The 21,179-nt window shown below is 45.6% G+C and carries 15 protein-coding genes; 6 read left to right on the top strand and 9 right to left on the bottom strand.

Translation table 11 applies throughout. The features are described from left to right. The first annotated feature begins 88 nt into the window (after positions 1-88). Positions 89-1,594 carry a tryptophan halogenase family protein gene (locus CSH93_RS01080; RefSeq protein WP_100641076.1) on the top strand — a complete coding sequence of 502 codons (1,506 nt, stop codon included), beginning with the start codon at positions 89-91 and terminating at the stop codon, positions 1,592-1,594. Here the strand turns inward: CSH93_RS01080 and CSH93_RS01075 are convergent. From CSH93_RS01075 to CSH93_RS01055, 6 genes are all read right to left on the bottom strand, one after another. Beyond that, positions 1,567-3,975: a TIM-barrel domain-containing protein gene (locus CSH93_RS01075; protein ID WP_100641074.1), complete on the bottom strand. Its 2,409-nt coding sequence runs from the start codon at positions 3,973-3,975 to the stop codon at positions 1,567-1,569. The two genes, CSH93_RS01080 and CSH93_RS01075, sit on opposite strands and share 28 nt — an antisense overlap. Further along, positions 3,975-4,871 carry an alpha/beta hydrolase gene (locus CSH93_RS01070; RefSeq protein ID WP_124748920.1) on the bottom strand — a complete coding sequence of 299 codons (897 nt, stop codon included), beginning with the start codon at positions 4,869-4,871 and terminating at the stop codon, positions 3,975-3,977. Before CSH93_RS01070 ends, CSH93_RS01075 begins: the two co-directional genes overlap by 1 nt. A 4-nt stretch (positions 4,872-4,875) precedes the next feature. Then, complete coding sequence (locus CSH93_RS01065; RefSeq protein ID WP_100641070.1) at positions 4,876-6,828, bottom strand: alpha-amylase family protein; 1,953 nt, start codon at positions 6,826-6,828, stop codon at positions 4,876-4,878. A 112-nt stretch (positions 6,829-6,940) separates the two neighbouring features. Beyond that, positions 6,941-7,093 carry a DUF5989 family protein gene (locus tag CSH93_RS17885; RefSeq protein ID WP_164078266.1) on the bottom strand — a complete coding sequence of 51 codons (153 nt, stop codon included), beginning with the start codon at positions 7,091-7,093 and terminating at the stop codon, positions 6,941-6,943. 3 nt (positions 7,094-7,096) lie between these two features. Beyond that, complete coding sequence (locus tag CSH93_RS01060) at positions 7,097-7,528, bottom strand: SxtJ family membrane protein (RefSeq protein ID WP_100641068.1); 432 nt, start codon at positions 7,526-7,528, stop codon at positions 7,097-7,099. A gap of 4 nt (positions 7,529-7,532) precedes the next feature. Continuing rightward, a complete protein-coding gene (locus tag CSH93_RS01055) occupies positions 7,533-9,383 on the bottom strand; it encodes a carbamoyltransferase family protein (RefSeq protein ID WP_100641066.1) in 1,851 nt (616 codons plus the stop codon). Between the two features lie 112 nt (positions 9,384-9,495). On the opposite strand from CSH93_RS01055, the gene CSH93_RS01050 reads away from it, so the two are divergent. From CSH93_RS01050 to CSH93_RS01030, 5 genes are all read left to right on the top strand, one after another. Beyond that, positions 9,496-11,232, top strand: a complete 1,737-nt coding sequence (locus tag CSH93_RS01050) for an SGNH/GDSL hydrolase family protein (protein WP_240615458.1) — start codon at positions 9,496-9,498, stop codon at positions 11,230-11,232. After that, positions 11,229-12,932, top strand: a complete 1,704-nt coding sequence (locus CSH93_RS01045; protein ID WP_100641062.1) for an SGNH/GDSL hydrolase family protein — start codon at positions 11,229-11,231, stop codon at positions 12,930-12,932. Before CSH93_RS01050 ends, CSH93_RS01045 begins: the two co-directional genes overlap by 4 nt. 103 nt (positions 12,933-13,035) lie before the next feature. Next, positions 13,036-13,944, top strand: a complete 909-nt coding sequence (gene rimK, locus CSH93_RS01040) for a 30S ribosomal protein S6--L-glutamate ligase (protein WP_100641060.1) — start codon at positions 13,036-13,038, stop codon at positions 13,942-13,944. A 3-nt stretch (positions 13,945-13,947) separates the two neighbouring features. Next, on the top strand, positions 13,948-14,973 hold the full coding sequence (locus CSH93_RS01035) for a succinylglutamate desuccinylase/aspartoacylase family protein (protein ID WP_100641058.1): 1,026 nt from the start codon (positions 13,948-13,950) through the stop codon (positions 14,971-14,973). Positions 14,974-14,986: 13 nt separating this feature from the next. Next, on the top strand, positions 14,987-15,433 hold the full coding sequence (locus CSH93_RS01030) for an ATP-dependent zinc protease family protein (protein WP_100641056.1): 447 nt from the start codon (positions 14,987-14,989) through the stop codon (positions 15,431-15,433). Between the two features lie 4 nt (positions 15,434-15,437). Here the strand turns inward: CSH93_RS01030 and CSH93_RS01025 are convergent, their stop codons facing one another. The 3 genes from CSH93_RS01025 to CSH93_RS01015 all read right to left on the bottom strand — a co-directional run bounded on the left by CSH93_RS01025 (position 15,438) and on the right by CSH93_RS01015 (position 21,156). Further along, complete coding sequence (locus CSH93_RS01025) at positions 15,438-16,253, bottom strand: LysR family transcriptional regulator (protein WP_164078265.1); 816 nt, start codon at positions 16,251-16,253, stop codon at positions 15,438-15,440. Positions 16,254-16,355: 102 nt separating this feature from the next. Further along, on the bottom strand, positions 16,356-16,502 hold the full coding sequence (locus CSH93_RS17880) for a hypothetical protein (RefSeq protein ID WP_164078264.1): 147 nt from the start codon (positions 16,500-16,502) through the stop codon (positions 16,356-16,358). A gap of 313 nt (positions 16,503-16,815) precedes the next feature. Continuing rightward, positions 16,816-21,156, bottom strand: coding sequence for an alpha-1,6-glucosidase domain-containing protein (locus tag CSH93_RS01015; RefSeq protein WP_100642298.1), 4,341 nt, complete (start codon positions 21,154-21,156; stop codon positions 16,816-16,818). Positions 21,157-21,179: the final 23 nt, after the last annotated feature.

The following is a 21,179-nucleotide window of genomic DNA, read 5'->3' as shown; positions in this document are numbered from 1 at the left end:
GTGTAAATTACTATTCAGCTGCATACGTATTCAGTTTAAGAGCTTGATAGCCTTTTTATGCACCTCGATGTAGATTAGTGCAGAAGGTGTGCAGTTATTTTGGTCAAAAGTGTTCGAAAACAAGCAAACGTTAGTCGTTGTAGGAGGTGGCACAGCAGGTTGGATGACAGCCGCGCTGCTAAATCATCATTTACCCGCAAACCTTTTTAATATTATGTTAATAGAGTCACCTGATGTGAGCATTATTGGCGTTGGTGAAGGCTCTACCCCACAACTACGTAACTTCTTTAATCTGCTTGGTATCGACGAATCCGACTGGATGCCTGCGTGTCATGCAACCTTTAAAAATGGAATACGTTTTTCAAACTGGACATCAGGAAAAAGCAAAAACAGTTATTTTCATCCCTTCCCTTCTATCACGGATCGACAAACAGCCGCCGAGTTTTTAATTAATTGCCACAAACGTCAAAACGGCAGCATTGCTCATACCGACCCAGATAGTTATTTTTTGGCTGCTCAGCTAGCCAGCAACGGTCAGGGACCGAAAACAAGCTCTAATGAACACAAGATTGCGATTAACTATGCTTACCATTTTGACTCTGGATTGGTCGGTAAATTTATCCAAGCACACTGCAGTAAAAAAGGCGTACAACACATTAAGGCGCATGTGACTGAGGTTAAGCAACACCCAAATGGGTCAATATCTTCGTTGACTTTATCTGATGCGCGTGAAATACAAGCAGATTGGTTCTTCGATTGCACAGGCTTTCAAGGTCTGCTGATTCAAAAAACCTTAAACACGCCTTTTATTCCGTTTAAACAAAACCTATTCAATGATCGGGCTATTGCCATACCAAGCCTGCGTTGCGATACATTTGAAGCGCAAACTACCTCAACCGCATTGGATTATGGATGGGCATGGCGTATTCCTCTGACTCATAGAACCGGAAACGGCTACGTGTACAGTAGCGATTATTGCTCCCCTGACGATGCAGAAAGGGAATTACGGCAACATTTGGGTTTATTGGATAGCACGGTCGAAGCCCGACACCTCAAAATGAACGTAGGCCGCTGTGAAAATACTTGGGTTAATAACTGTATTGCCGTTGGTTTATCACAAGGGTTCATTGAACCGCTTGAAGCAACAGCATTGCATATTGTGCATGAAACCGTGGAGAAGTTTATTAGCGCGTTTGCTGCTGGTGGTTACAGTACGCAACATCAAAACCAATACAATGAGGTAATAAACGCAAGGATCGAAGGAATACGCGATTACATAGTGTGTCATTTTCAAGTTAGCAATCGAAAGGATACACAATATTGGCGAGATAACAGTGAAAACTGTGTGCGTTCAGATTCATTAAAACACATCTTAGATGTGTGGGTAAAAGGTGGCGATCTAACCGCCGAAATCAATCGCCAACAAATTGCGCATTATTATCCATCGGTTTCCTGGCATTGTTTACTCGCCGGTTACGACTTTTTTAACCACCGTCAACGTGATAAAACGTCGCCTAGCGAGCAAGTTCAACAACACATTGCTCAACTCACTCGCTATTTCAAGCCTCACAACTCAATTCTTAATGCCAATTGACGAGCAAACGGTGTTTTAATCATCAACTGCTTCGAATGTTGATCCCACGTCATATTTTCAGATTGCTCAACATCGAAGCGTTGTCCGTCAATCCATATAATCGATGGGGATTTGTTTACACCGTGTATATGCCATGTGACGGTTCTAGACGCAGGCTTTCCAGCAAAATCACCTTCACTCACTAAATTCAAGAGTAACCCGTCTGTAAACGAGGCTTGCATCGAGAGTTTTTCGAACTTTTGTTGTGCTATAGCATTAGCACTTTTACCATCATCATCATACATAATGTAACGCGATGTTTGCTTAGCCGGATCAAGATAATAATGAATAGCCAATGTAGATGTGGAATAGTCATCTAAGGAACTTACCGGCTCAACCATTGGTACAAAACCGCCCGCTTTTACGAAAACGGGCATTTGATTGATGGGTGTATCAACGTGTACAGATTGGCCTCCCTTGGATAACGCATCTGTCCAATAGTGATACCAATGCCCTGAGGGCAAGAGAACGCTTTGCTGAGTAACACCGGCATCCACAACCGGCTGTACCAATAAGTTCTCACCGAATAGGTAACTTTGCGTGTGCTCAATTGGCATATCAGGATAGTCCATAAACAGCGGGCGCATTATTGGCACACCCGACAAACTGTTTTGATAGGCCATTGAGTAAATATAGGGCATCAATGCATAGCGCAGTTTTATAAACTCGCGTGCGTGTTGTTTGACAGGATCCGCATGGAAGACGGGCTCTGGCGCAATGTGTTCCTGTGCGTGAGGTCTAAATACAGGTGTAAATACGCCAAACTGTAGCCAGCGTGTATACAACTCAGGATCGAAGGTTTCGCCACCGGCAAAGCCGCCTAAATCAGAGTGGGTATAGGCCAACCCAAATAGACCCATTTGTAAGGCTAGCTCCACTTGTGATTGTAGCCCTCCCCACTCACGGCTCACATCTCCAGTCCACGGGATCATGCCGTATCGTTGTGAACCGGCAAAACCAGAACGCATCATCACAAAGGGTCTAAGATCTGGCGCACGCGATAGTTGACGTTCATAAACCATTTTGGCCCACTGATGACCATAAGCATTGTGGATTTCGTCTCCTGTAGCAACTTTCCCGTCAACGAAATGAAGACTATCCGCTGGATGCACTTCAGGCTCTCCTAAATCGCCCCACCAACCTGCAACACCTTGATCGGCTAATGCATCGTAATAACGCCAAAACCAGTCTTGCGCGTTAGCATCGAACACGTCCACTAGACCAGTGTTACCAAAATAAAAATCAAAGCGTTTCGGCTTGCCGGAAAAGTCCTTTGCCAGCGCTTGATTATCTACCGCACTTTGCCATTGAGTCGATGTGGTTAGGATAAAAGGCTCAGTGATAAGCACGGTTTTTACACCGTGGTCACGCAGCTCAGCAATCATATTTTCGGGCTCTGGCCAAGCATCTCTATCCCATTCTAAATTGCCCATATGCCCTTTAATGTCGGGGCCAAACCAATACAAGTCGAGCACAATGGCATCGACTGGAATATCTTGCTGCTTAAACGCGCTAATAGTATCGAGCGTTTCTTGTGCTGTACGATAACCAAAGCGTGAAGCGAAGTTACCCAATGCCCAACGTGGTGGTAGTGGCTGACGACCGGTCACGTGGGTGATCTCAGAGACCAGATCTGCATAGTGCTTCGCAGCCGAGAATATATAAGCTGTTCGACCCGCTACGGCTTCAAACTGCAGAATATCCGTTTGTGTATGGCCAATATCAAGGAAACCGCTCGCTGAGTTATCAAACACTATGGCGTACAGATTCGAAGACATGACCGCCGATAGACCATAGTACATTTGATTTGATTCTGTGGTGTAGCCATAGTGCGCGCGGTTGTATAACGGCATGCGATGACCACGTCTATCCATGCCCAATACACGCTGACCGCCGCCCATGATTTTTTCATCAGGTGTCAGCGCAAAGCGAAACCCTTTCATTGTGGCTTGATTGATCAACCCGACTTCTTCAGTCAGTATTAATTTGTCTCCTTGCCAATAACTCAAACGTACAGGGTCGCGTTGGACCTTAACGGTTAAATCCGGTAATTTAAACAGCCACCCATTTTCATCCGACACGAGCGATGTATTGATACGGTCCTGGAGATTTGGATCTAACGCAAACGATGGTAATTGTCGCACTTGGTTTGGCTGATACCAAACGTATACAGACTGGCGGGTTAACGCTTTAATCGATACAACACCATCCGTTGTCGATATGGTTAAGGTTTGCCCTGAAAGTTGAGCATCAGTCGCGATGCTTGCATATGCGGAGGTATTTAGCCAAAACCATGAACTGACTAAAACACTCATCCATAGGCGCATATTGATTTTCTTCATTAAGAGTTCTCGTTTTTAAATAACCAAAGCAAAGCATTTAGGTAGTGAGCCGACCAAAACGCTTCGTTGTGCTGTCCATCGGTAACCAACAGGGCTTTATATTGCTTTTCATTAATACCTTGCGCGGTATATAACTGATCCATGCGCTGCCAATTTGGCACCATATTTTCACCTTCTTGCAGCCCCACAATGGAATAGATCCGTTGACCAGGCTGTAAAGGTTTGGCGTCAGCCAATACAAACACTTGTTCTGAATACCAAAACGACGGCGAAAACACGCCTGCTTTTGAAAAGACTTCAGGGTATGTGTGCACAGCATAATAAGACATCAAACCGCCCATAGAACTACCCATTATTGCGGTATTTTGTGGACCTTTTGCAGCCGGGAAATTCGCCTCCACATAGGGTTTAACGACGTCCAGTAGAAAGGCTAAATATTCAGAAGCAAGCGACTCGCCATACTCATCGTGATCCCAAGGCCCAAGCTCCTGAAGGCGCTTATCATTGCCGTGATCAATTGCAACAACAATGGGCACGGCTTTACCACTCTGTGCGTGCTTATCGAGGATTTCATCAACATGCCATTCGCCGACATAGGACGTTGCATCGTCAAATATATTCTGCCCATCATGCATATACACCACTGGATAAGTTTTATCCGGATGTGTTTGGTGTAATTTAGGGACGTAAACCCGGACCGTTCTTTTTGCTCCGTTGTGAGGCATAACGAGGTCTTCAATCACAACGACATTGTCAGACGCCGTTGATGCATTGGTCGGAACATTCGTTGAATCCTCTGGCAAATCGTTATCCGGCTGCGACATCAAGGTAAACGAAACGGTTAACGCCACCAGCACACTGACCGCAAACGCTATAAGCGTTTTTCTCAATCTCATATTGTTATAACTCAAGTGCAACTGAGCTCAATGGCCCGAGTGTAAGAGCAATACGCCCTTCGCCTTGATCGTCAACGCGCAAAGAATAGTGCTCATTGGTTAAGCGATCGGTGACCGAGTACTCTCCACTCTCTATACCCCACTGGCTGATCAAAGATGCCGGGATCTTAAGTTCAAAGCTTTTGCTTTGTTGGGTGAATTGACTCACGACAAGAAGTTGACTATCTGTAGTCCATCGAGCAAAAGAAAAGGTTTTATTGTCATAGTCTTCGTTACTATCAATGTTCATGGCATGAAGACTTTCAAACGCTCCCTGCATAGTCGGGTGCGTAGCTGATAACTGCATGACGTTGATGTAATACTCGCGCAACTGTTTTTCGCTGTCAGACAACATTCCGCCGTCAAACGCGCCGTTATTCATCCAGCGCTGATGGGCAGGAACGCCCGCGTAATCGAAGATTGTCGTTCGTGTGGGATCACCAAAGCCCGTTTCTTCGCTGCCATCTTCGCCCACATCTTGACCGAAATAGAGCATGGTTGGAGAGCGGCTGATTAACGCTGACACAACGAGCGCAGGCTTACCTTTTTCAGCATCCCCAGCAAAGTCTGGACTGGCAATTCGCTGCTCATCATGATTCTCAAGGAAATGCAGCATATGCGACTCAATGTCCGACATACGAGTTTGAATATTGGCTAATTCGGCCGTATCACCGTGGCCTTGCATCACGGCTTTCAACGTATCGTAAAACTCGACTTTGTCATAAAGGAAGTCCATCTTGCCCAAATGGATATAGTCACGATAAAGGTGCGGTTGATAAACTTCCGCTAACAAAAATGCATTCGGGTTTTTCATCTTAATTGATGAGTTTAAAAACGACCAAAACTCCACAGGCACCATTTCAGCCATGTCATAGCGGAAACCATCTACCCCTTTATCCAACCAATAGTGGGTAATGTCGCGGAACTTATACCAGCTATCGGGTAATGATTTGTCTTGCCAAAAGGCTGCATGCTCTTTATATCCTTTATTGACAAAATCATCCGGCAATACCGGAAAATCATAGCTTCCGTCAGGCTTTACCCCATAATTAACTTTGACCGTCTCATACCAGTCATTCGCATCAGGTTGTGCGGCGCGTGCACCATTCCCCGTCCACTTTGCCGGTGATTCGTTAAACTTCCCATCTGCCAATGGATGAGCTTCGCCGCCTAATGGTTGATAACCATTTTTTGATTCTGGCACGATAAAATCTTGTCCGACGACATAATAAAAATTATTGTCTCGCGCATATTCAACGCTGGTATCGTCAGAAGCCCCAAAGTCTTCAATCCCCTCAGGCGCTGACAAGGATTCATACCCACGCGCTACGTGATTCGGGACGATATCAATGATCACTTTCATATCATGTGCATGCGTGCGTGCAATCAATGCCTCAAATTCCGCCAATCGCTTGGCTGGATCATCGGCTAGATCAGGATTAACGTTGTAATAATCTTTTACTGCATAAGGAGAGCCTGCACGCCCTTTAACGACATCAGGATCATCTAAGGAAATACCATACTCTGAATAGTCATGAATAACAGCATGGTGTGGGATACCGGTATACCATAGGTGTGTTGTGCCCAGAGCCTTTATGCCGACAAGCGCTTCATCGGTAAAATCACTGAACTTACCCACAGCGTTGGTTTCAATCGTACCCCACGGTTGATTGGTCGTATTAGTATTGCCAAACAAACGCGTAAAAACTTGGTACACCACAGGTTTACCCTGCTGCTCAACATGCTTTTGTTCGACCATGGGCTTCACCTCAGCGTCATCGTTAACCGTTGTTGCCGGCGAGCACGCAGACAACACACCAACACTCAATGCACACAAGGTAGAGTATAGAAAAGCATTTTTACGCGAGGGGGCCGGTTTATAAATTTCCGCTATCGATGGCGCTTGCACGTTCAACATGAGTAACCCATTTTTGAGGTATAAAGCGCAAGCATACCCGTTAATGAATTGTTAACTCAATCTGCATACGTATGTAACGTATGATGTTTTGTTTCCGTTTACCGGCCAGTTGTTAAAACAAGGTATAGATAAAAGCGGCCAATGAAGACTGTTGCGTTGCAATAACAATTGCACCCAATAACGCCATAATAATCACGATAGGTAATAACCAAATCTTTTTACGTACGCGCAAAAATGCCCATAGATCCTGTAAAAACTCGCGCATGGATTAAAACGGTTCCTTTAAATTTTCAGCTTTGGGTGGTCGCTCTCTTGCTATCCAATAGCTGTCATTGTTTGATTGCTTGTCACGATAACTGAGTTTACCTGTTACACGCAAGACGAGACCTAACGGCAGTATCAATAAAAAGAAAACCAACGCTAGGATCAATTGCGTGTTCATCCAGCCCAAAATACTGGCCACGAATATCCACATCACATACGCAGGGTATAGCAAAACCGGCAGTATTGTTGCTGCGGCGAATAACACAAAGGTTATGGCAAAGGGCCACAACGGAATAGGATCGTCAAACAACCAAGGCAGCACGACTGCAAAGATCACCGGAAACGCGATCCCCATTTGTAACGCGAACTGACGCAGCGCTTTCTTATCGTCAGGCTTTGCCATAGGTAAACGAATTGATAGAAACCAGGTTTTCACGGTATTAGTCCTTTTCAAAAGTGACAGCCTTAGCCCGTTTGATTGATTCTGCCGATTGCGCTCGTTTATCCAAAACCCATTGTCCCATCACTAAAAAATCCATTTCGGTTGCTAAAAAACAGCGAATAGCGTCTGCGGGTGAACACACGGGCGGCTCTCCTCGTACATTAAACGACGTATTGATCAACACTGCTGTGCCTGTGCGTTGCTCGAAAGCCAACAGTAACTCATGTAAAAGCGGATTAGAGTCTGCTGCGACAGTTTGTAATCTGGCGGAATAATCTATATGAGTAATGGCAGGCAAGCTTGAACGGACATCATTGACTTTATCCAAGCCTTCCCGCTTTTCAACACTTTCATCTTGTTCAGCCCACAATGAACGATGAACCGGCGCGGTTAACAACATGTAAGGGCTAGGCCTGTCCGTTTCGAAATATTGCTGCGCCTTTTCTTCAAGCACAACAGGAGCGAATGGGCGAAATGATTCTCGCTGCTTAATTTTAACGTTCATTTGGCGCTGCATATTGACACTTCTGGCGTCACCTAATATAGACCTATTCCCAAGTGCTCTGGGACCAAATTCCATACGCCCTTGGAACCAGCCTATTACCTGATCGCTCGCAAGCCAATCAACCGTATTGTTTATAATATCCGCATGAGAATGACGCTCGGCCGGCACACCTAACTGCGATATCACATTGTGGATGTCGTCATCGCTGTACTCGGGGCCCAAATAAGCACCCTGCATAGTGTCGACGCAATGAGTACTGGCGATATGCCGAGGTTGGTTGAAATAACTGAACCAAGCCTCAAGAGCCGCCCCCAGCGCGCCGCCAGCATCACCTGCTGCGGGCTGTATCCAAATATCTTCGAAACCGGCGTGTGCCATCACCTCAGCATTTGCAACGCAGTTTAATGCCACACCTCCCGCCATGCATAAATATTTGGCCCCCGTGATTGCACGGGCATGACGCGCAATTTTGATCACGATGTCCTGCGTCACTACTTGTATTGAACGAGCCAGATCGCAATAAACCTGACTAGGCGTTTCATCGGCAGGTAACACTGGCACGCCAAATAACTCGCTGAAATGTTTATTCGTCATAACGTCACCAACCGCGTAATCGAAATAACGCATGTTGAGACTGAAACTGCCGTCTTCTTTTACATCAATCAGGTGCTGATAAATTTGTTGAACGAATCTAGGCTCTCCATAAGGCGCTAAGCCCATCAATTTGTATTCACCTGCATTAACACGAAAACCGCAATGGTAAGTAAATGCAGAGTACAAAAGCCCCAAGGAGTGAGGAAAATGAACTTCATGAAGTGGTATTAACCCATTGTCTTTACCGTGCCAAATACTGGTGGTAGTCCACTCTCCTACACCGTCCAAACAAATGACTGCGGCTTCTGAAAACGGGCTAGGATAAAAGGCAGACGCGGCATGGCTTTGATGATGCTCGGTAAACAGTAATTGGGGAACATCAGCTTCGCCATCTGTACGCAGTGCGCGCAATTCTCTGCGCAACACGCTTTTTAAGTAAAGCTTTTCCTTTAACCAAATAGGCATCGCTCGCGCAAAGCTAAAAAAGCCTTTGGGCGCATTCGCTAAATATGTTTCCAATAGCCGTTCGAACTTCAACAATGGCTTGTCATAGAACACCACAACGTCGATAGTGTTGATGTCTAATCTCGCTTCATGTAAACAATATTGGATTGCCTGTCGAGGGAAGCGTGGATCATGCTTTTTTCGCGAAAAACGCTCTTCTTGTGCGGCAGCTACGATCTGACCATCAACCACAATACAGGCTGCACTGTCATGGTAATAGGCAGATATACCGAGAATATTAGGCATTAATAATTTTGAATTAACTTTCCGTGTAAATTTATCATGACCGATAAGGTGTTGTTATTCAATCCCACACCGATTAACCTGACAAAAACTACTCATATTGGAATTACTTCCCTTGTCACAACAACAGGTTAAACGCCGTCCAGTTTTTTACCTGATAACGCTAATACTACCCGTTGCGCTGCTCACGCTGGCAGAGGCAGGTCTTCGCATATCCGGATATGGTCATACCTACCCATTGTTCGTCTCTGTGGGAGATAACCCCGATCTGCTGCAACCTAACCCAGAGATTATTAACCGCTTTTTCCATCACCCCTCGCTAGCCCCTAAGGTCGCACCTGATACCTACATTTTTCCGCGTAACAAACCCGACAATACGCTACGAATAGTGCTAATGGGAGGGTCTTCTGCTGCGGGATTTCCCTATGGTCGTTTTGGTTCACCTGCGGGCATGTTGAAGCAACAATTAAAATCAACCTATCCAGAAAGTGATATAGAGGTTATTTCAGTTGCAATGGCAAGCATTAACAGTTACGCGTTACGTGATTTTAGTGATGAAGTGATAGCCATAGACCCCGACGCAGTATTGATCTATGCCGGTCACAATGAATATTTAGGCGTCATGGGGGTTGGCTCTGTGTATGCCGGCGCCGGTGGTCATTTAGCTAATATACTATTTTTAACGCTCAAAGATTTACGCTTATTCCAATTAATTCAATCTGCGTTTCAACCTAATATTGATGACTCAATGCCGCCCACAGGGCGAACGGTTATGGCCTCTGTAGCGAAAAAGAAAAACATCCCTATCAACTCTGATATTTACTCCGCTGGGATCGCACAATTTAAGTCCAACATGAGCGCTGTTTTGGGGTCATTTGCACAGCACAATATCCCGGTATTTTTAGCTAATTTGGTATCCAATGAAAAAGATCAGCCGCCGTTTGAAAGTGCCGCGGAAGAACAAGGTCTAGCACTTTCAGCCCAACTTAACTATAAAACCGCAAATGAATTGTACCAGGCCGATGAAAAATCGCAGGCGCTTATGCATTATCAACGTGCGCGTGATCTAGATTTATTGCGTTTCAGAGCACCGAGTGAGTTGAATCAGCTTATCGCTGAATTTGCACAACAACCCAATGTGTTCTTAGTTGATGTTGAGTCAGCAATACGTACTGATAGTCCCGATGGAATAGTAGGTTTCAAGCATATGCTTGAGCACCTCCACCCTACTGCGCGTGGCTATTTCCTCATTGGATTACACTTTTTAACCACCATGCAGAACCACGGCATACTGCTTCAACGAGATTTGCCGGCGCTTACTGAAATGTGGCAACGAATTCCTCTGACTGAGACCGATCTGCTCTTTGCAAAATACAAAATTGCTCAGTTAACATCAGACTACCCATTTACGCGTGAACCCATACCGTTTCATCTACCCGAAGCGACAACAAAACCTGATCAAGCGGCTCAAGCACGTTTTAATGGTGGAGATTGGCTACAGCAACAACAGCTATTATTAAGCTACTATCAACAGCAACAACGGCCTGATATTGCAGCAACGATTGCAGGGACGTTGGCCGATGCCCTGTTTAATAATGTCCAAGCTGCGAATGCTGCGAGTCAGTTATACCGCATATCGGGTGATCTCAACCTCAGTCATTACCATGCAAGGCAAGCGGTGCATATACAACCCGAGTCAGTACCTATGCGGCTACATTTAGCGCAAGTTCTCTACCTAAAACAGGATTTTTATAGGGCTCGAGAGCAAATTCAAATGGTACTTCAACTTGAGCCAAATAACGCTAACGCGCAGTATTATTTGACCTTAATTGATCAGGCTAGTGCTTCATGAAACAGCGTAGTAAAAAGAACCAAGTGCTGTTTACCCTGATTGGTTTAAGTATTCCATTGTTATTCTTTGGATTAATCGAAGGCTCATTGCGCCTTGTGGGTGTAGGGCAACCCGCCCCACTGTTTATCGATAACCCTGTGCATCCCGATTATCAACTGCCCAGACCCGATATCTTAACACGCTACTTCCCACCAAGTGCGCAAGCCCCCAACGTCACACTTGAGGCTAACTTTCTTTTAAAAGACAAACCTGACAATGGCTTTAGAGTCTTTGTGCAAGGCGGCTCGACTGCTGCGGGATACCCCTATGGTATGGGAGCTTCATTAGCTGGGATGTTAGATCACCGCCTAAAAGCAAGCTTACCTGGGCGCTATGTTGAAGTCGTCAATACCGCATTGTCCGCAGTTAACTCCTTTACACTGCTGGATATCGCAGATGAAATCATAGAGCAAGCCCCAGATGCGGTTGTTATTTACGCCGGACACAACGAATTCCTAGGTATTTTAGGTGTTGGCTCGAATTATACTTTGGGATCACATTACGCTTTGACACGCAGTATGCTTTGGCTCAAGGATTTCAATACCTATCAGTTATTGCAACGCGCAATATACTCGGGTTTTGAGCAAACCAATGACACGCCCTCTTCCCAACGTCGCACGGTTATGTCACAGGTAGCGAAACACAAAGACATCGCATTAGACAGTGAGATTTTCAGCCAAGGAATAGTGCAATTTGAGCGCAATATGTCGGCACTGCTTAACAAATATCAGGCCGCAGGCATTCCAGTTTTCATATCGACGATAGCCAGCAATCTTCGCGATCAGCCTCCCTTTAGTAGTGAGCCGATCCCCCAAGCGTTCACGCAAGCAATCAAAACTGTCTCTTCGCTTAGTGAAACTAAAACCCTTGCGACTCAATGGAAGACCTCGGATTCTGCTGCGCTGCATTTTCAAATAGCGCAAAAGCTTTATCAATATCAGTCTTTCGAAGACGCAAAGTATCATTTCATTAAAGCCAAAGAGCTTGATTTACTGCGTTTTAGAGCGCCTGAAGCGATTAATCAAGTCATTAAAAGATTGGCTAAAAATAAGGGGGTGTATTTGGTCGACGCCGAACAGCAAATGCTCGCCCGCAGCGAAGGAAATATTGTTGGCAATAATTTAATGCTTGAGCATTTGCACCCAAACGTACCAGGCTACTTCATTATTGCGGATAGTGTTTATCAAGGCCTAATGCAAAGCGGATTATTTAGACCTTGGCAAAACATTTCCACCAATACGGCGTGGAAACGACGCCCTCTATTACCCGCAGAAGAATATTTCGGCTACGCCAGCGTACTGACGTTAATGGCAGACTACCCGTTTACCGACAGTCCTCAGCCAGTATCCTTACCCGCACCTGCAGATTGGCAGCAAGAGCTAGGGCTTCTGCAGTTTAAAAAGCAAATTGATTGGTTAACCATGACTAAGCGCTCAGCCGAACGATACCAGCTAGCGAGAGACACCCATATGCATGTCAAAGCTCTGCAACTTATCGCAGATGCATTACCACACGACCCTATTGCGAATGTAGCGGCGGGCGAAGCGTTGTTTAAGGCAAAACGTCGTGAGGAGTCTATGTTTTATTTGCTCAGGGCTCAGCGTGCGGGAGACGTAACACCGTCTACAAAACAATTGTTAAGACAATTACGCAGTCAGTGAAAAAAGGTGTTAGGCTTTATAAACTTTCATTTTGGTTACAGTATTTTATATTCAGCAACATCAGTACGCTGATAAACTATAGAAAATAATTTGGAACACTATTATGCGCATTGCCGTACTCTCAAGGAATCCTCGTCTTTATTCCACTCGTCGCTTAGTTGAAGCAGGTGAACAACGAGGGCATCGCGTTGATGTCATCGACACCATGCACTGCTATATGGATATAACTAGCAACCGACCTTCGGTTCGCTATAAAGGTAAACCACTACCTAAGTACGATGCGGTTATACCGCGCATTGGTGCATCGGTAACCTTTTATGGCACATCTGTCGTGCGTCAATTCGAAATGATGGGCACCTACTCAATCAACGAGTCAGTTGCCATTAGCCGCTCTCGTGACAAACTACGCTCTCTTCAACTACTGTCCCGAAAAGGGATTGGAATGCCGCGTACGGGCTTTGCCAATCACCCAGACAGAATTGACGATTTAATCAAAAATGTCGGTGGTGCCCCTGTCGTTATTAAGTTGCTAGAAGGCACACAAGGTATCGGTGTTGTATTGGCAGACACCGCTAAAGCCGCTGAAGCCATCATTGAAGCGTTTATGGGAATTGGCGCTAACATTTTGGTACAGGAATACATCAAAGAGGCCGGTGGTGCTGATATACGCTGCTTAGTTGTAGGCGGTAAAGTCATCGCGGCCATGAAGCGACAGGCAGCCCCGGGGGAATTCCGTTCAAACCTTCACCGGGGTGGTTCAGCCAGCATTGTTCGACTCTCACCGACTGAACGCAAAACAGCCGTCGATGCCGCTAAAACCATGGGTTTAAACATGGCCGGTGTTGATATTTTACGCTCTAAGAATGGGCCGGTAGTAATGGAAGTGAATTCATCACCTGGATTGGAAGGAATTGAAACTGCGACGGGGAAAGATGTAGCAGGTATGTTGATGACGCACATCGAAAGTAAACTGTCAGCTAAAACGAGTACTAAAACCCGCGGAAAAGGTTAATACATGAGCGATTTAATTATCGGTGGTGTAAAGATAAGCGTTGGTGAAACCAAACGATTAGAGTTACCGTTGCCGCCGTTATATACCGACACGCACATGTCGATCCCTGTACATGTACAGCGAGGAAAGCGCCCCGGCCCTACTTTGTTTGTCAGTTCCGCCATCCATGGAGATGAGCTCAATGGCATCGAAATTGTAGGGCGTTTACTCAAATCTAAGAGCATTAAGAACCTGCGCGGTACGTTGATTGCCGTGCCAATGGTAAATGTTTATGGGGTACTGAACCAAAGCCGCTATTTACCCGATAGAAGAGATTTAAACCGGAGCTTTCCCGGCACCAAAAAAGGGTCGTTAGCGGGCCGAATCGCAAACCTTTTCCTCAAAGAAATAATCCAAAAATCTGACTACGGCATCGATTTACATACCGGTGCTATTCACCGCAGTAACCTGCCTCAGATAAGGGGAGATTTTGAAGATGAAGAAACCTTTAATATTGCCAGTGCTTTCGGCGTACCGGTAATGTTAAACGCTGATATTCGCGATGGTTCATTGCGTCAGGCCGCGGGGGATGTTGGCGTAAAAGTAATACTCTATGAAGCCGGTCAAGCATTACGCTATGACGAATTCTCTATCCGTGCAGGGGTTAAAGGGATCATAAATGTCATGCGTGAAATTGGTATGCTCAACAAGCGTAAAGCCAAGGGGCGCGATATTAAACGCTTTATCGCCCACGAAAGCGGCTGGGTCAGGGCTTCGGAAAGCGGATTTGTGCATCATGTTGCACAACTTGGCGATCACGTATCAAAGGGTGATGTATTAGCCCGCATTTCTGACCCTTATGGTACTGAATTAGACAGCATAGTCAGTCCTGCTGAAGGAATAGTAATTGGCAAACAAAATATTCCCCTGACACAAGCAGGCGAAGCCATGTACCACATTGCCTACTTTTCTAAGCCTGATTCAGTGGCGCAACATGTAGAACTATTACAAGACGATTTAAACGTGGACGAACCCACTATTGTTTACTAAATGAGAAATGACAATGCGTGTAGTTAATAATAAACACCTTGTTGGTGCACTTGAATTATGTGATTTGCCGGAGTTAGCGATTGAAGGCCTTAATATCCGCGTCGATACTGGCGCTGCAACCTCATCACTCCATGTCGATAACATTGATGAGTTTCAACGTGACGGGGAAGAATGGGTAAGCTTTGATATCCACCCCAATATTCACAACGTCGATGAGATTGTTCGTCGTGAAGCCAAAATCAGTGCGGTCAAAAACATCAAAAGTTCTACGGCAACGCGTGAGCGTCGGTATGTTATTGAAACGGATATTGTGCTTGCCGGTATGCAATGGCAAATCCAATTAACCTTAACGGATCGTTCTGAAATGACCTATTTGATGCTGCTTGGGCGAGAGGCGATGAGTGGCCGTCTGATTGTCGACCCAGAACATGAGTACATTCTGACCGAACCCAATGAGTGAGCCGCTAATTCAACAGCGACGCTAGCACTTCTTTTACCCAATCTAAATCGAGCTGCTTTAAGTAGCTCGCGTATACAATGAGTGGGTCGGCATCTAATGTCGCTACCTTGACCCATTTTTCAATGCCCTGCTGTTTTACCCAAGACTCAGGCAATACAACTAAGCTCCCTACTCTGTTAGCCTGCAAGCAGGCCACTCGGAGGGAGTTCGTTTGGAAGTGTGGCTTTCTCGCCGGCGTAAATTGAATTTGAATAGCGTCTAACAGTTTCCCTGGATATTGTACTTGAACAATCAACTCGTTAGCTTCGGGAAATAAGATGGGTCTGTACAGAGCTAAACACTCTTCTGCAATTGCGAAATGAGCAAAGTCCTCAGATTTGGGTAACTCTGTCGAAATACCAATCGCAGCGGTTCGCTCATGCAATTGACGGGATAAGGCTTCAACAGATAGTGTGTTTAAGCTGATCTGCTGTTGTTCAATATGCTTTTCCACAACGTCTAACAGCGCATAAGATAAAACTTCTCCGGCTAATTCCGTCGTTGCTAAATTAAGTTGGGTATTACTTTGCTCTGCAATAACCGTTTTACTGTGCTTAAGCGTTGATACGATTTGTTCTGCAAATGGAAGCAGTTGCTCCCCTGCCAAGGTTGGTTTGATATGATTTCGCGTACGTTCAAACAGTACGGTTTCGTAAAACTCTTCTAATGAGCGTATACGTGCACTTACAGCGGCTTGAGTAATAAACAGATTCTCGGCAGCCCTGCCAAAATGGCGTGTTTTGCACACCTCGATGAAGGTAGATAGAAAACGAATATCCACGGATATCAGCGATAAAACTCGAATACCTCGAGTATCTACTGATAACGAGCTACAGGCAAGGGTATCTCACAAAAAGATACCCTTGATTAAGACAACGGACAATTATTGCGCGTATTCTTGGTGATCAGAACCGTGACGCTTTTGCTCTCGATGAAAGCGGCTGCGCTGGGATTCCTTTTTCTTGCCTTTACCAAAATCGTCAAAATCGTCTTCGTATTCGTCGTCAAAACGTTTGTGTTTCTTGTTCATCTCTTTGTAACAGTTATATCCACAGTGGATATGATCAAGATAGCGCTAATTGAGGCAAATTAAAGAAAATACTTTTTACTGTAAGGATAACTATTTTTAATCGAACTATATTAAAAGCCACTAACATAAGTGCAATATTCTCTGCTGGCTCCCCCCTAACAGCTACTAAAGCGCGCTTCTGCAGTTTCATAATCGATACGCGCCTAAAACTAGTTAGCAGCAGTGAAAACATGCCCGCGCTCATTTGTACCTAATTTTCGCTCTCCCAATAAAAAAGGCTGCAAAGCAGCCTTTTTTAACCTTCATTTACCCGTTACTTTTGCGTAACAGTCACTTGAGGTGAACCTCTTTCTGGGCCTGTAACCTTAAATTCAAAAGTTGCAGACTCAGTATCGATACGCATGTTGTTATTGCTAGGCGCCATATTAAATGGAGCTCCAACGTTAACTTCATTGCTCTCACCGTCTGGTGCGCCAAGGTTTACCGTAGCCCAATCATCACTGGCTACTTTAAACTCAACAGCACCACCACCCAATGTAATATCGACTGAGTAAACACCATCGCCTTGATAAACTAATTCATCATCAGTGCCCCAACCGTTCATACCGCCACGCACAAATACTGGCGTAGAACCGAAGAACTGGTCTTTGAAAACGCGCAATAATGGGTTATCAGGCGTCGCATTATCCCATGCAAATACATAAGACTCTGCGTCTTCTATTACGATGTACAAGTTATCGTTTGATGGTGCTAGGAATGTCGCTTCCTCTAACTCAACGCGCTTATCAGCATCATCACCGCTAACAGCCCCCAAGTTCACGGTAGCCCAATCATCCGTGGCAACTTTAAACTCATAACTTGCAGCATCTAAATCAACCGCTACGGTATACAATCCATCGCCTTTAAAGTTGAATGGATTGTCAGTTCCCCAACCATTCATTCCGCCACGTAGATAAACCGTGTTATCGAAATACGGATCAGCTTTACTAACGGTCATCAGTATTTCTGCAGTATCCGACGCATCGATGCTAAATTTATAGCTCGTAGTCGTAGCCGCTGTGAATACAAGGTTATTGTTGCTTGTAGCGATGACTTTTTCTTCATCCTCAACAACGCCTGTTGGTTCACCATCAGGGGCTCCAAGGTTAACAGTAGCCCAGTCTTCTGACGCCACTTTGAATTGAACCTCTTCACCAGCAGTCAGGTTAACTTCTACGCTGTATACACCATCACCTTTATAAGTCATAGGATCTGCTGTACCCCAACCGTTCATGCCACCGCGCAGATACACTACTGTGTCACCAAACGGTACAACATCAGGCGCGCCGGATGTCGCATAAGCCGATAAACCGTAGCCTTGTGCGCCCATTTGCGGTTTAACAAACACTGCCATAGTTAACGCAGGAATTGTAAAGGTTCCATTACCATCTTCGCCTTCAGCGAAGCTAGCGCCTCGTACTACAGGATCAACAGAACCGGCATGAATAGCGTGTAGTTCAAAGCCTGTTGCGGTATTTACCGTAATTGACTTCTCTTCGTAACCACTGTTTACCGCAACAACTACCGCGTCATATGCTGAATCAATATCGCTCAGCATTACATCGCTGTCTGGCGTAATACCATCGTCAAGGCTCATCAAGATTAAACCTTGCTCCTGGCGACTACCAATGTTGTGGAAACCGACACGCTCAATAATGTCTTGCGCTGTTGTAAGACGGAACAATGAGCTGCCTTTACGAATTTGCAGTAACTCTTTGAACACGTCAGATGCAAACTCGATTTCAGTCATGCTTGCAGCGCGTTCAGGCGCATAAATAAAGGTTGCCATTTCATTCCAACGGCTCTGGTTATCTTGCGCGAGTGGCAAACCGACGTTCCAGTTGTTGCTTTGCTGGGTAAAGTCGACGTAGTTGAACCAATCACCTGCATCATAGGTATTTCTGTCCATAGACTTAGAGCGCAACATATCGCCACCCATTTGTAAGAATGGAATACCTTGCGCCATGATCGGTAAACCAATACCGATATTTTGCGCACGGACTCTTTCTTCAAGGGTCAAATCAGATGGCAATGTATAGTTGAACTGATCCCACAATGTTTCATTATCGTGTTTTGAAACATAGTTAATAATGTCAGCAGGATCTGCTGCGTATCCACCCAATGAACTTGTAGTGGTTGCAACACCGCCAGATGTTTCAAGAATATAGTCAGACAGTGTACCTGCTAAACCAGACTTAACGCGGTCTTGTGCCGATAAGGCAGCGCCATCATCTTCACGCATGAAGATCTCGCCCTGACGAATAGCTTCACGAATACGGTCGTTAAAGGTACCGATTTCAGTACCAGCCATATTTAACTGGTTAGCCTGCTCATAGCCACGGTCAATTTTTGTCCAACCCTCACCATAGAAGTAGTTGTCCGGATCAACAGCCTGAACTGCATCACGCAGGCGCACCATAGTGTCTTTGCTGGCTTGACTCATGATATCAAAGCGGAATGCATCGAACTTGTAGTGTTCGGTCCACAACAGCAATGAGTCATGCATCAATTTTTCCATCATGACATTGCGTGGCTCTGTATCATCACAGCAGGTTTCACGCACAATCGCACCTGAGTCGACTTCATAACGATGGTAATAAGTCGGTACAACCTTATCCAATACAGATTTAGGGAATACACCAGATGCGTTGGTATGGTTATAAACCACATCCAATGCAACACGTAGACCAAGGCCATGCAACGCTTGGTTCATAGCTCGCATTTCAATGATACGCTCTACACCTTCAGCACTCGACGCATAGCTACCTTCAGGCGCGTTAAAGTGATGCGGATCATAACCCCAGTTGAACTGGTCATAATTACGCATATCTTCTAGCAACTGCTGCGCTTTAGTGGGGTCTTGGACAGCATCGTAGCTCGCGAACAAATCGCCTAATGTCATTGAACTATCCGCTTCTTCACACACGCTTGCATCGCGGTTCAATAAACACAGTTGGCCAACCGTACTATCGAAGTCAACAGTCTTAGACTCATCTTCTTCGATTGTCGCGATATCATTGGCCGGTAGCATATGGAAGTGCGTCACACCTGCTTCTGCCATACCACGCAGATATTCAACTGGCGCACTACCGTCTTCAGTAAACGCTAGATACTTACCTCGATTTTCAGCAGTCGTACTTTCATCACGCACACTGAAGTCACGAATATGACCTTCATAGATCACGATATCTTCAGGGTTAGCAACCACTGGAATGTCATGACTATCCCAACCTTCAGGCTTAAGATCATCGTCCGCTAGGTTAACAAAACGTGAGAAACGGCCATTGGTAGACAGAGAAACCGAATAAGGATCTGTTACTTCGAGCACCTCTACGTTACCAGTACTTGGATGGTAAACCGTTACTTCATAGCGATATAACGTGCGATCCAATGACATATCACCACTGTAGCGCCACACACCTGAAGCGGTGTCTTGCGTCATATTCAACGTACTGGCAAGGGTTTTATTATCATTGTAGGTAAGCAAACGTACGCGCTGAGCTGTTGGCGCCCACACGGCAGCCGTTATCCCATCGTCGGTATAAACTGGGCCAAGTTGTGCTTCATCAGCGTCATCTTCACCCGCGGTATAGATTTGATCCAATGCATTGGCAATCTGAATACCGGTTGCAGCAACTAAAGTGCCCTCTGCATCATAACCCGCTAACACCGTTTGGGCTTTTAATACAGACTTAGCATCTTCTGCTGACCATGCACCTTGGAAAGCTGGGAAGCCAGAAAGGTGCGGTGCAATCGCGGCTTGTTGTTCAGTTAGCGTCACAGCTTCTAAATCAATTGCTGTGCCGTTTAACCCATTTTCGAGTGTTGCTTCTAAATCAGCAGAGGATGAATAGTGCAACTTCACTGACTCAACACCGTCCATGTCCATCGCCGAAACGATAGTGTTAGCGTCTAACCAGTGTGCAGCCATTCCTTCAATAGCAACCGGTTGCGGACCCAATGACATGATCGGATATTCGAATACCGTTGTTTCACCCGATAACACGAAGTTCATACGAGCATAAGTTGCATCATCTTGGTCAAGTGGACCTTTTTGATCTGGACCTGGGTCTTTACCAGCGTCATCAGTGCCGATATGCACGATGAAGTTGTGGCATGAGCCGGCAGTGCCAGCGTAACCAGGCTTAAGATCTAAGATCCAATAGGCACCGTAGTTAGGATCGACGCCATCATGGATGCGCCCTGCTGCCCAGTCTGTATCAGGATCAGAATACGCATCACACGCATCGTTGCTCCACGTATGTAGACGATACCCTTCATACGCCGGGTCGTTAGACGAGTTGTCTGCATCTACTGACGCACGGTTGTAATAAAGAACTGCTTGATCATCACCAGGGAAGAACACTGGATCTGGCAATGTAGGATCTGCACCAACGACGCAAGCGTCATTAGTTTCATTCGGTACCGTCGGCGGCGTACACGCAATCGGCGGTGGTGGTACACAGGTTGAACCTGTTGAATCAGGTACATTCGGAGCGTCACAAGTCAGTAGGTTATTGGTTCCACTTTCAATACTAGAACCGCCACACCCAGACAAGATCAGCGCGGTGAGCATTAGTAACATAGCGCCTAATGCACGTGAACGATTAAACATAGGTATTTGCTCCAATGTTACGC

The organism is Neoalteromonas facilis (assembly GCF_002807665.1).
In the GTDB taxonomy this organism is placed as follows: Bacteria; Pseudomonadota; Gammaproteobacteria; order Enterobacterales; family Alteromonadaceae; genus Alteromonas_E; species Alteromonas_E facilis.
Note: the sequence above shows the minus strand (reverse complement) of the source record. Positions and strands in the feature narration are given on the sequence as shown.